We start from the raw sequence: 13,033 nt of genomic DNA, 5'->3' as shown, positions 1-13,033 counted from the left end.
TTTAATCCTTACGTATGTTAACTTTGTTGCAGAGTTTCTGTCATTTTCGATGCGTTAAGCGAAATCAGCTTGATTGAATCCCATATGTGCTCATGCATTCGGGCGCGGGCTTTGTTTCCGTCTCTGGATACAATCGCTTCCAGTATCGCCCGGTGTTGATAGTAAGTAATAAAATGCCGGTCATTATTGAGATTCCATGCCATATGCTGAATCCAGCTGATTCCTACCCGCAAATGCTGCAGCGTATTTTTTAACGTTTCGTTTCCGCTGGCTTCCACAATCAGATCGTGAAATTGATTATTGGATTCGATCGCTCCGGCAGCAGGGTCGGTACTATCGAGAAATTTGCGCTGCTGAAAAAGAACTTCTTCCATTTTATTGAACAGATGAACGTTCCCGCGCTCCGCCGCCAATTGCGCTGCCAGTCCTTCCAGCTCGGCGCGAAGCTCATAATAATCTTTAATTTCTTTCAATGAAAAACTTTTGACACGGACGCCATGATGAGGCACCGATTCCAACACCTGTTCCTGGACAAGCATTCGCAGCGCTTCGCGAATCGGCGTGCTGCTGACGCCAAGCAGTTCCTTCAGCTGGCGCTCCCGGATCCATTCGCCCGGTTTGAACTGCCCGTTCATGACATAGTCGAACAACCGTTTATAAACTGCCATCGTTGTCGTTTCTTTAATGAGTTTGTTGGGTGGGTCTGTCATGTTTTCACTCCTACATTGCTTAATCCAAAATTACAATTGATAAAGGAGAAACAAGGCGCGTCAGGATGGTTAACATCCCACCGGTTGCAGCAACCACGGTAAAGCGTTGCGTTAAGTATTGTGAATCTTTTCTGTAATTGAATTATAAGATGCATTATATATAATGTTAAATATGAATCGCTTATATAAAGATAAAGATTATGAATGTTAGCTCCAATCCCGCGCCATTACTGCATTTCGCCATAATTTGCGGTTACACGACCGGTTTTAACGGCCTAATAATCTCAATTGAATCATAGACTAAATATTATATATGTTATATAATCTTACGCGAAGGAGGTTGTTTAAATGGTGATGAATGCTTCTGCAATGGTTAACAATGCGGTATCCGTGTTATTTTCTAGGGGAGGGGCTTCTTGACGATGAACATCGTACATTTGGAAACGTTCATTATCGTCTGCAAATACGGTAACTTTACGGAGGCCGCAAAACATCTCTTTGTTCCGCAGCCGACGGTAACGAATCGTATCACGCTGCTCGAAGATTCGCTCGGCCAGGAGCTTTTTGCAAGAAGCAAATCGGGAAAACGGAATGTTCAGCTTACCCGGGCCGGCGAGATGTTTTTTCCGCACGCGCAATCCGTTATTAATACGCTGAAACTGGCCAAGCAGGAAATATCCCATACGAGCTCTTTATCGATCGGAAGTTCGGTTCCCTTGAATCACCCTTATGTTTATAATGTCATCAAAGACTTTTCCAATTTGAACGAGCATATCAATATCCATTTGACCTTCTTGGAATCGTCTAACGTCCTGCAGTCTTTGGTCGACAATGTCGTAGACATCGCGTTTACAACCGATTTAATAATGAACGCTTATTATGAAAGCTATCCGCTTGGCTCTGAAGAATTCAGCTTGATTCTCCCCGCTTCACATCCTTTGTCAGCTCAGCCGATATTGGAAGACTTCAAATGCATCGAAGAGGAAAGTATTATTTTTTACGAGCCTTACAAAAACAGCATCGCAAACCTGCCGGAGCTGGGCTTTAAGAAGAAGCTCTATTCCAACCAGGTCGGCATCATCAAAAATCTGATCAACCAGCATCACGGCGTCTCCTTCTTGCCTCCCTTGTTTGTAGAAAAAGAAATTAAAAATAACGAAATGGTCAGCATTCCGTTGTCGAAGGATCTTCAATTAACCAAAATGAACTACTATTTGGCCTACAATAAAGAAAATTTATTGAACAAGGGCATTCAATTGAACCAGGAAAACTGGAGCACTCAAGAAGTCGGATAAATGAAGAAAGACATGTATAAGGAACCTGTTATCCGAAAGTTTCGAAAGTTTGTCCCTTGTACATGTCTGCCTGGATGAACCGGCTTCTTGCCGCCATACTAAAGCTTTCCGGTTAATTCCCCGTGGGGAGCTTGCAGCATTAAACTGACCGAATCCCAAATATGCTCGTGGACTCTCGCGCGCGCCTGCTTCGGATCCCGGCTTACAAGCGCCTCCCAAATTCCTCTGTGCTGATGATACGTTAAGGAATGCCGGTCGCTGTTGCGGTTCCATGCCATCACTTGGATCCAGCTGATTCCTGCCCGCAGATGCAGCAGCGTGTTTTTTAACGATTCATTTCCGCTAGCCTCCACGATCAGATCGTGAAATTGATTGTTGGACTCCACCGCTAACGTAACGTGATCGGCGCTGTCGCAATAATCCGGCTGCAGCTGAAGAAGATCTTCCATTTGTTTAAAAAGCTCGGCGCTTCCCCGCTGTGCGGCCAATTCGGCTGCCAAGCCTTCCAATTCGGCACGAAGCTCATAGTAATCCCTTATTTCCTTCATCGAAAGTCCTTTGACGCGGACCCCGTGATGGGGAACGGATTCCAGGATCCGTTCCTGAACGAGCATCCGCAGCGCTTCGCGGATCGGTGTGCTGCTTACCCCGAGCAATTCCTTCAATTGGCGCTCCCTGATCCAATCGCCCGGCGGAAAATGCCCGTTCAGCACGAGGTCGTATACCCGTCTGTAGACCGCCATTGTCGTCGTTTCCTTGATCAGCTTAACGGGCGAATCGGACATGTTGTTCACTCCCTGTAATAATCGCTGTTATGAATAGCGGATTCATGCGGTTATCCTTTTTCGCCGCCAGCCGTCAGCCCCATGACCAGATAACGCTGCATGATGAGGAACAACAACGTAATCGGTACGGAGATCAGCACGCACCCTGCTGCGAAAATGGTGAAGTCGGTTGAAAAATTGGTGTTGATCATATCGAACAATCCGACGGCAAGAGTCTTCGTCTCCGTCGAGCTTAAAACAAGTCTGGCAAAAATAAAATCGGTGAACGTGCCTGTAAAACTGAGCAGCGCCATATAGACGACCATTGGCGTTGAAAGCGGAGCGACGATGCGGAAGAAGATGCTGAGGTGGCTCGCTCCGTCGATCCGCGCGGCTTCGATCAAGCTTCTCGGAATCGTATCAAAGTAGCTTTTGGCAAACAGGAAAAAGACCGGCGAACCTGCCACATAGACGATGATGACGGCCAGATGGGTGTCCAGCAAATTCAACATGTTCAGCAAAATGTAGACGGCGATCATGCTCATAAATGAAGGGAACAACCCGAGAACGAGCAAGGTGCTCATGAGCGTTTTGCGGCCACCGAACCGGAAGGTGGAGAAAATATAACCAGTCAGTAAAATGAGGATCGTCATAAAAATCGTGCTGACGACGGAAATTTTTAGCGAATTGATATACCAGCGCGCAAAGTCGTATTTCTCAAACAATTCCATATAGTGAATGAACGTAAGCTGCTTAGGGATGAGCGTCTCGCTGAACAACGAGCCCCCTATGCGAAACGAGGACATGATAACCCATACGGCAGGATAAATGGAGACGATGCCGACGAGGCTAAGAAAGACGTAAACAAACGTCGTGCTGAAAACTTTTTTTGATTTCGCACCGGCCATTTATTTCACCTCCTCTTCCTTGAACGCTTTCGTATTACGGATGCTCCAGATGGCGAAGAACGACAAAATAATGAAGATGAAAATGCCGATGACCGAAGCAAAATTGAATTGCCCCTGGTCGACGGTCAGCTTGTAAATCCAGGTGATCATAATATCGGTATGGCCGGCGAATCGGAATTCAGAGTTGCCGGGTTTTCCGCCCGTGAGCAGAAAAATAAGGTTGAAGTTGTTAATGTTGCCGACGAACTGCATGACGAGCAGCGGAGCCATCGAGAACATGACGGCCGGATACGTAATGAGGCGAAGCTTCTGGAAACCGTTGGCCCCGTCAATATCAGCCGCTTCATACATATCGCTCGGAATCGTGGTCAAGATGCCGATAATCATTAACATCATGACCGGAAAGCTAAGCCAGAAGTTCACGATAATGAGCGTCACTTTCGCAATCGTCGGATCGGAAAGCCAGGAAACGGCAGGCAGTCCAAGCATTTTCAAATATTGATTGATCGGACCGAACTGTCCGTTAAAAATGTTCTTCAATATCAAGGTCGAGACGAATGCCGGAATGGCGTAGGGCAAAATGAACAGCGTCCGCCAGAATGACTTGAAACGCACTTCTTTACGCTGAACAACCAGAGCGACGGCAAAGCCGCCGATAAAACTGGTCAGCGTCGTAAGCAGCGCCCAAACAAAGGTCCACAGCGCCACTGCATATAACGTATGGCTCCACGATTTGATCGCGAAAATATCTTTGAACGTCTTGAAGCCGTGCCAATTGATCAAATGCGCGGGCGGCTGATTGTTGATGGTGTAATTGGTAAAGGCCAGCAATATCATGAATATAATCGGCATAATGGTGAAAAACAGAATGCCCAGCATCGGGATGGAGATCGCGATTTGCGGGAAGCGGTAGTCCGCTATATATTTCAAGCTTTGACTGAACGTGTTCGTTGTTCCGCCTTCTTCCCGCACCTTTCCGGTCCGGTATGCATCTTTAACGTTCAGAACATACATCCAAACAAATACAAAAACGACTAAAACGGTAATGAGACCTTCGACCAATAAAAAGATCGAATGATCGCCCATCACTTGCTTGTATATTTTCCCGACCTTTTCCAGATGCCTTTCTTTTTCTCCTAGTGTAACCACACCCCAGACGGCATGCGGAAGCCGGGTTATAGCCGTATAAATCCCCAGGCAAGAGAAGAGCAGCAGTACAATCCCTTTCCCAAACTGCCGGTTATACAATTGGCCGAGACCCATGAGAAGAACAGACAAGACTGCCGCAATTTTGCGGTGTTCAATAGCCTTATGCTGTTGGTATAATCCTTCCAGCTCCTTGCGATGCTCGTACATCTATGCCAACTCCCTTAACATCTGTAATGGACACCCCCGGCAAATGTTGCCGGGGGGACGCATTTGCTTATTGTCAAGCTCAGTCAAACGGCTTGTTACTTCTGGCTTCCGATCGTATCTTTCAAGCCCTGTACCGCTTGGTCCAACGTCGACTTTACATCGGCACCATCCCAAATTTTTTCAAATGCCGGCGAGACGACCGTATCATTGTACGCCAAGATCTTCATTTCAGGAATGTTAGGCATAAACACCGACTGTTTCAATTGGCGAATGAAACCGAGCGTAACCGGATTGTCCTTGTACAGCTCTTCTTTTTGCAAGTTTTTGGCGAGCGGAAGGAACCCTGTCACTTCATTGATTTTCTTCTGCATTTCTTCCGACATCAGGAAGCTCGCAAACAGCTTGGCGGCATTCGGATATTGCGTGTACGATCCTACGAAGAATCCGCCTACACCGGTCAAAACTGGCGGAATTTTTCCGTCCGGCATTTTCGGCCACGGCATCGCTTCAACTTTGAACGGAAGCTTTTGGAAGCGGCCGCTGTTCCAGGCTCCATCGGCAATAATAGCGATCTTGCCTTGCTCCCAAAGGCTCGTTTTGACGTCGGTTGTCGTATCGGCAGCTTTGAGCGGCAAAATTTCTTTCAGCGATTGGAAATATTCCGCCCCTTTAATCGCACCCTCGTTATTAAGTCCGATATCGCTTGCGTCAGTGCCGCCTTTGCCGAAAATATAGCCGCCTTCGGCCGCAATGAACGGAAACGCACTGCCATAGCCGTTAGCCTCAAAGAAAAAGCCGTATTTGTTGTTCGGAATATCATTAAACGTTTTCGCGAACGCGATAATATCATCCCAAGTGTCGAGCTTGGCATCCTTCACCAAATCCTTGTTGACGTAAAGGGCAGGCAAATAAGCATAGCTTGGATATCCGTAAAGAATGCCGTCCCACGAGAACGCTTTGTTCGCTTCGTCAAGCATGGTGTTTTTCGTGTCTTCTTCAAAATAATCGTTTGGCAGGATGCTGCCGGATTTCACCGCGTCTCCCAATTCAAGATGACCAAGAACAAAGACGTCGGCGCCTTTGCCAGCCGGGCCGTCGGCTTTGTATTTATTCAGAACCGCGTCGTAACCCACATCTTGAAGCTCAACGGGGATATTGTATTTTTTCTCAAACTCTTGCACCGCGTATTCGGAGAAAGGAGTTTTCGGATGCCAGAACACCAGCTTGGCGCCCTCTTCCGGAACGAGCTCGTCCGTTGCTGCAGCTTGCGAATTGCCGGTCTCTTTTGTGCCTGTATCGGAAGAATTTTTAGAAGTCCCGCCGCATGCCGCGAGCGTAAACATTAACGTAAAGGATAATAATGCAAGTCCAATTTTCTTTTTCATTCCCGCCACTTCTCCCTTATCATTCAAATAGAGTGATAAATCTATTTCTCTAAACCTGCTTCCGAACCCATTCGTCTTCATGTTCAAGCAACTGAGCGACTCGATTCATCAAATCACGATAAAGTAAACTCTTGGACAACCCCCCAAAAATTGTTCAGTTATCATCCTTCTCGTTCCGCATAGGATTGATTTCTCTCACCCCTTTCAAAAGAAATCCGCTGCAGCATTTGCGGCTGCAACGAAATTTGAAAAATTTTCTTTAATCGAATTCTATCTTGCATTATATAAAATGTTAAATATGAAACGTTTATTTTCGAATAAGGATTGTGAATGTGAGATCGAAACCCGCATTTTCACTGCCATTTTTACGTCATATTTCTTAACATAAAGTTTCGATTTCCCGAATCGGATGGGAAAAATGATAGACGCAACATTATATATGTTATATAATATTACGAAAAAGGACTGTTTATAGGATGAATGCTTCCAATTATGTTTAACGGGGTGCTATCCATGTTACTTATCAAGGGAGGAAGTACTTTTCGATGAACATCATACATCTTGAAACATTCATTGTTGTTTGCAAATACGGTAATTTTACGGAGGCGGCCAAGCAATTGTATGTGCCTCAGCCGACGGTTACGAATCGGATTACGCTGCTGGAAGAAATGCTCGGGCAGGAGCTTTTTGCAAGAGGAAAGTCGGGGAAACGAAATGTGCAGCTGACGCGCGCAGGCGAAAGGTTTTTGCCCCATGCTCAATCCGTTATGAATACGTTGAAGATGGCCAAACAAGAAATCACTCATCCAAGCTCTTTTTCGATCGGAAGTTCAATTCCGCTCTGCCACCCGCTTATCTATAACACGATTAAAGACTTCTCTAATTTAAACGATCATTTGAACATCCATTTGACCTTTCTGGAAACGTCCAATGTTCTGCAGTCTTCGGTCGATAAATCGGTGGACATCGCCTTTACAACGAGCGTCATTCAAAAAGCGAATTATGAAAGCTACCTGCTCGGCTCTGAAGAATTCAGCTTGATTCTCCCCGCATCACATCCGTTGGCGAAACTGTCCGTGTTAGACAACTTTGAATGCATGGAAGAAGAAACGATGATCGTTTACGAGCCGTACAAAAACAACGTGGCGAACTTGTCTGAACGATGCTTTAAGAAAAAGCTTTATTCCAACCAGGTAGGAATCATCAAAAACCTGATCACCCAACATCTCGGCGTATCCTTGTTACCTCCATTATTCGTGGAAAAAGAAATCGAACATAACGAAATGGTCAGCATCCCGCTGTCGAAAGAGATTCAGCTGACCAAAATGAACTACTACTTAGCTTATAATAAAGACAATTTAGCGAATAAGGGCATTCAATTAAATCAGGAAAACTGGAGTGTTCAAGAGGTTGGTTAACGAGGAAAGGACTTGCTTCTAATAAAACAGACATGTATAAGGAACCGCTATCCGTAGAGAAGCCCTTGTACATGTCTGACTGTCGATGAACCGGCTATGTCGTTTCGGACCAAATTTTACCGCTTACATCTTCGTGCGGAGAAGATACCATTAAACTGACCGAATCCCAAATATGCTCATGAATTCTAGAGCGAGCCAGCTTCGGATCCCGATTGATGAGTGCCTCCAAAATTCCGCGGTGCTGATGGTAGGTTAACGAATGACGGTCTTGGTCTTTGTTTCGGTTCCATGCCATAACCTGAATCCAGCTTATTCCTGCACGCAGATGCAGCAGCGTGCTCTTTAACGCTTCATTCCCGCTGGCTTCCACGATCAGATCATGAAATTGATTATTCGAATCGATCGCCTCCTGCGCATGGTCGGCGTTGTCGAAATGTTCGGGCTGGAGCCGAAGAAGATCTTCCATTTGCTTAAAATGGGTACTGCTTCCGCGCTGTGCGGCCAACTCCGCTGCCAACCCTTCCAATTCGGCACGAAGCTCATAATAATCCCTGATTTCCTTGAGCGAAAGATCTTTGACGCGGACCCCGTGATGGGGGACGGATTCCAGAATCCTTTCCTGAACGAGCATTCGCAACGCTTCACGGATCGGCGTGCTGCTTACTCCGAGCAGTTCCTTCAATTGGCGCTCGCGGATCCATTCGCCCGGAGGAAAATTTCCATTTAATACGAGGTCGTAGATCCGCCTGTAAACCGCCATTGTTGTCGTTTCCTTCACCAGCTTGTTTGCCATTTCCATTAGTCCTTCTCCCTCCAGGTCAAAAGAACCGCTTTTGAATACTTCCATAATAGCATGATTCTGGTATAAGGTAAAAAACTTCTCTAATTTTTTATATAATATAGAGTGCAAAAAGACCAAAAGGCTTTCTCCTTCTGGTCTTCTGCAGCAATCGCATACAATAACTTAACCCCCGATATAGGACATTTCAATTTTCGGTTTTTTGCCGCCTTCTCCCGTATTTTCATTCCGGATCTCGGAATAACGGTTGTCCCTGTTATTCCAAACAGCCGCAATGATGGCCGAGAGCTCTTCGTCCGAGATGCCGGACCGCAAATGTGTCCGCAAATCCGTACCTTCCGACGCAAACAGACACGTATAAAAGGAACCGTTAGCGGACAGTCTCGCCCTCGTACATGTCGAGCAAAACGCGTCGGAAACAGACGAAACGATCCCGATTTCTTTGTTTGTGCCAATATAACGATACCTGGAGGCCACCTCTCCATATTCATTTTGAACCGGCTCGAGCGGCATCGTTTTGCCGATCATATCGATAATTTCCCGTTTCGTCACAACCCGGTCCATCTTCCAGCCGTTCGTATTTCCGACATCCATAAATTCGATGAAGCGCAATATATGGTCCGTCTCCTTGAAATACTGCGCCATCGGAACGATGTCCTGGTCGTTCACTCCTTTTTGGACCACCATGTTAATTTTCACTTTTATGCCTGCCTTTGCCGCGGCATCGATCCCTTTCAGCACCGGCTCGACTCCGACGCCCAGTCCGTTGATGCGGCCAAAACGCTCGTCGTCAAGCGAATCCAAACTTACCGTCACCCGGTGTAAGCCGGCGGATTTCAGATCTTCAGCATATTTGGGGAGAAGCAGCCCGTTTGTCGTAAGGGCAATATCTTCGATTCCGTTAATTGCCCTGATCCTGTCCAATAATCGGGGCAGACCGGGGCGAAGCAAGGGCTCGCCTCCCGTTATCCGGATCTTGGTAACGCCGAAAGCGGCAAAAATCCGCACCAGCCTCTCGATTTCATCAAAGTCGAGCAGCTCCGATTTCGGCAAAAACGGATAATCCGCACCAAAAATTTCTTTCGGCATGCAATACGTGCAGCGTAAATTGCAGCGATCCGTGACGGAAATTCTTAAATCTTTTAATGGGCGGTGAAAAGTATCGGTTATCATATATTTCCCCCCGAATCTGCATAGGCGAAACAGCTGTATTCCGGATAGCTCGTCTGTCTGCTAGCCTGTTTTCTGGCCTGTATCAATTCCGCCATCACACTAATACTGATCTCCTCCGGCCCTTCGGCGCCGATGTTCAAGCCGATCGGGGAATGAACGAAATCCGGCAGAGCTTTATTCCTTACTAAACGCTCCGTTCTTCTTCTCGGTCCAAGGACGCCAAGATAATAAGGCGGGGACTGGAGAAGACGGTCCAAAATGAATTGGTCGCGGTTAAAATTGTGCGTCATGATGAGAACGTAGCTGTTATGAGGCAAGGTTGCCGACGCCAAATACGTTTCCGGATGGTCGACAATTGTAAAATCGGCGGTCGGAAAATACTCTGCATTGCACCGGCCGCTTCTTGGATCAATAACCGTAACCGAAAAATCGACTTGTGAAGCCAATTGAACGAGCGGTTCGGCATCCGGACCGGCTCCAAAAATATATAACATCTCTTTAGGCGTATAGAGCTCGAACAAAAAGTCGCTCCCGAGTTCAGGAACAAAATATAACGTCGTCTTGCTTCCGCTTGCCGCGAACGTTTGGACATATTTCTTTAGCTTGGTCTGAAGTTGACGATCCGATTCCGTTCCCGTAATTTCGGTATCGCCGGAGTAAAGGAATTGTATCCCCCTCTCCATCTTACCACCGATACACTTCACGCAGATAACGCTTTTTCCTTCATTCAATAACCGGTCCACATGCGGCCAAATCTTCACCCGGTCGTGTGCCACTTCCTGCTCCCAGTGGATGGGTTCCATATAAACTTCGATGTTGCCGTCACAGCCCGCGCTTTGCCCCCAGGACAGATCATCCACCGTTCTTAAGTCGTATTGGACCGTCTTCGGATCGCCGGATTGCAGCACCTCTTGAACATGATAACTCAAATCTTCTTCCAGACAACCGGCGCTTATCGTTCCGTAGCGGCTGCCGTCTTTTCCGAACAGCATCTTGGCGCCCTCCCGCCGGTAAGCGGATCCGTCGACCCGGACGATCGTCGCCAGCGCGAATCTTTGTTCTTTATTGGCTTTCATAATTTTGTATATCCGGTAAAAATCGTTCATGATCATCATCATCCCTTTAGCTTTATTCGGAGATTCCGGCAGATGAAGCGAATGCCGCTTCTTTCGTTGGACATATTAAAAAGGGATCACTCGGAGTACATGAACCGATGCTCTTTGAATCGTTGTAAGCTTCCCTTACTTAAAATTATAAGATACATTATATATAATGTTAAGCATTAATTATTTATCGTCAAATAAACATCTATTATGTGAGCTATTATATCATACTTGCTCTTTTGGGAGCGGGACTTTGATAAATCGCTAATGCGATTCGGAATGTGATTCCCATGTATAAAACGAAAAAACCCTTAAAGGATCCATCGGCTTGAACACTTTAGTCGTGATCTTCCAATGTTTACTTTAAGGGCTGGTTTTGTCAACCATTTATCGTACACGTATAGCTTGCTGCCGAATTGACATCGCCTGTGCCATTATACTTCGGCCAAGACGGATAAGGACACATCGGCCTCGTACGGCCGTTGTTGCCCGGATTTTTGTCGGCCGCAACCAGATTGCCCGGCGCCGTTCCGCCCACGACCCAATCATCCAGGGCACCGAGCAAATCTGCCGACATCTGAAAGGCACCCCCGCCGTGACCATATCCGGGTATCAGGTAGAACCGGACAAATTGATCGAGATCCTCTTTTCCGAACCGCTTTTCCAGCTGCTTGTAATATTGAACGGATCCGTAAGGAGTAACCACTTCATCAGCCGTGCCGTGCACCAAAATCAGCTTGCCGCCGGCCGCCATAAAGACGGAAAGATCAGGATCGGTAGCATCGACGATTTCCGATACTTCCTGAAGACGGCTTATCCACTCGTCGGGATAAAACGTCATCGCATTAAATTCGGGATTTTGGGCAATCGCGAATCGGATCACCTGCTGAGCAAACACACCCATGACACCGTCTGTTGTTTCGGATAAAGGCGTATCCGGAATTGGCGTCTGCCCGAATTGGACTCCGAGATCCGCTCCTTCCAGCTGAGAATATCCCGGCATCGTTCTCAATTCGTTCGCCAGCGAAAAGCCCAATTCCATCGGGGAATGGAACGTTTTGATAACTTCAATTTGATCTTCTGTAAAACAAGAAGCATCGTCGCCGCCGTCCGGACAGCGCAATTGTTCCAGGATCTGATCTAATTTTTGCTGGCAGGCCGTAAGATCGCTCATTATGCCATCTTCAATACCATCCAGCGAATCGCAGATTTGACGAACCTTGTCATTCAAAATTTTGTTTTGTTCCGGACTTATCCAGCCCAATCCGCCTTTTGCATACAATGCCTTGGCATTTCGATTGTCTGCCAAAACTTTGGCAACCCAGTTGTGCACCGGATAAAGCGCAACTGCGCCATCATAATTTTCGGGCCAACGCTGGATCACGTTTAACGCTTCGCGCCCCCCTGTAGAGCCGCCTGAAAAATACGTTTGGCTCGGCGCTTCATTGTACCACGCTTTAATAATATACATCGCGGCATCGTACGTTTTTTTGAGCTGGTTTCCGCCGAAATTCGCCAGCGCCTCATCATTCAGCATAAAGGCTGCATCCCAGCCTACCCCGACATGGCCGGAATCGCTGCCAAAAGTCGCGTAACCTCTTGCCAAAGGCGTCCGGCTGCCTTCCGGATCGTAATTATTATTTTCCAATCCGGTCACCAAACTGCCGTTAAAACCGCCCCCGCCCATTTGCAGTGCTTTACGGTTCCAGTCGGCCGGCAAATTAACTTCGAAATGGATGTCCCAAGCGTTCTTGTCGACGGGATGGATCGCCCCCAGCACTTTGCAGTATTCACCGTTAACGTTACCCGGTTCCGTTTCCGAAACGATCGTCGCGGAAATAACCGTAGCGCCGGATGTCGGCAGTTCGAAGGCGGATGCCGGAATTTGCAATCCGTTTAACTCGTTGTTAAATGATGTCATTTGCTTCTCCTTCGTCAACGTTTAGCCTGTCTGTCCCCCCATCATAAATGGCATCTCTATTTATGTTAAATACGAATCCGTTATTTTATCATAAAAATAATGGATGCCGTCGCTCCGGCCGGTTTCACAACTATCCTTATCATACAGATGCTGCAAGCAAATTCAGCGTCTATCATAGATTGACCGGAAAAGTTACTGTGC

At 46.9% G+C, this 13,033-nt stretch carries 11 protein-coding genes; 2 read left to right on the top strand and 9 right to left on the bottom strand.

The window, feature by feature from the left end:
• Positions 1-17: 17 nt before the first annotated feature.
• The gene (locus tag VN24_RS18320; protein WP_045671583.1) at positions 18-710 is read right to left on the bottom strand and encodes a GntR family transcriptional regulator; all 693 of its coding nucleotides are present in this window, start codon (positions 708-710) and stop codon (positions 18-20) included.
• Between the two features lie 422 nt (positions 711-1,132).
• Here VN24_RS18320 and VN24_RS18315 point away from each other — a divergent pair, with 422 nt between their 5' ends.
• Complete coding sequence (locus tag VN24_RS18315) at positions 1,133-2,005, top strand: LysR family transcriptional regulator (protein ID WP_045671582.1); 873 nt, start codon at positions 1,133-1,135, stop codon at positions 2,003-2,005.
• Positions 2,006-2,103: 98 nt separating this feature from the next.
• On the opposite strand, the gene VN24_RS26490 is transcribed toward VN24_RS18315, so the two are convergent.
• The 4 genes from VN24_RS26490 to VN24_RS18295 form a co-directional block, all read right to left on the bottom strand.
• Entirely contained in the window at positions 2,104-2,790 is a 687-nt protein-coding gene (locus tag VN24_RS26490) for a GntR family transcriptional regulator (protein WP_052703034.1), read from the bottom strand.
• 50 nt (positions 2,791-2,840) lie between these two features.
• Entirely contained in the window at positions 2,841-3,677 is an 837-nt protein-coding gene (locus tag VN24_RS18305) for a sugar ABC transporter permease (RefSeq protein ID WP_045671581.1), read from the bottom strand.
• On the bottom strand, positions 3,678-5,033 hold the full coding sequence (locus VN24_RS18300) for a carbohydrate ABC transporter permease (RefSeq protein WP_045671580.1): 1,356 nt from the start codon (positions 5,031-5,033) through the stop codon (positions 3,678-3,680).
• A gap of 95 nt (positions 5,034-5,128) precedes the next feature.
• Positions 5,129-6,418 (bottom strand): sugar ABC transporter substrate-binding protein, encoded by a 1,290-nt coding sequence (locus VN24_RS18295; RefSeq protein ID WP_045671579.1) that lies wholly within the window; start codon positions 6,416-6,418, stop codon positions 5,129-5,131.
• Positions 6,419-6,963: 545 nt separating this feature from the next.
• Between VN24_RS18295 and VN24_RS18290 the strand changes: the two genes are divergently transcribed.
• Positions 6,964-7,836, top strand: a complete 873-nt coding sequence (locus VN24_RS18290; RefSeq protein WP_045671578.1) for a LysR family transcriptional regulator — start codon at positions 6,964-6,966, stop codon at positions 7,834-7,836.
• Positions 7,837-7,930: 94 nt separating this feature from the next.
• Here VN24_RS18290 and VN24_RS18285 read toward each other — a convergent pair whose 3' ends face one another.
• From VN24_RS18285 to VN24_RS18270, 4 genes are all read right to left on the bottom strand, one after another.
• Entirely contained in the window at positions 7,931-8,635 is a 705-nt protein-coding gene (locus VN24_RS18285) for a GntR family transcriptional regulator (RefSeq protein ID WP_158453685.1), read from the bottom strand.
• A 165-nt stretch (positions 8,636-8,800) separates the two neighbouring features.
• Positions 8,801-9,808 (bottom strand): GTP 3',8-cyclase MoaA, encoded by a 1,008-nt coding sequence (gene moaA / locus VN24_RS18280; protein ID WP_045671576.1) that lies wholly within the window; start codon positions 9,806-9,808, stop codon positions 8,801-8,803.
• Complete coding sequence (locus tag VN24_RS18275) at positions 9,805-10,914, bottom strand: XdhC family protein (protein ID WP_045671575.1); 1,110 nt, start codon at positions 10,912-10,914, stop codon at positions 9,805-9,807. The genes moaA and VN24_RS18275 overlap by 4 nt, the downstream gene beginning before the upstream one ends.
• Positions 10,915-11,290: 376 nt before the next feature.
• The gene (locus tag VN24_RS18270) at positions 11,291-12,832 is read right to left on the bottom strand and encodes a tannase/feruloyl esterase family alpha/beta hydrolase (RefSeq protein WP_045671574.1); all 1,542 of its coding nucleotides are present in this window, start codon (positions 12,830-12,832) and stop codon (positions 11,291-11,293) included.
• Between the last annotated feature and the right edge of the window lie 201 nt (positions 12,833-13,033).

Origin of the sequence: Paenibacillus beijingensis (assembly GCF_000961095.1) — a bacterium.
Lineage (GTDB): Bacteria > Bacillota > Bacilli > Paenibacillales > Paenibacillaceae > Paenibacillus_O > Paenibacillus_O beijingensis.
This window is presented reverse-complemented; position numbering and strand designations above follow the sequence as displayed.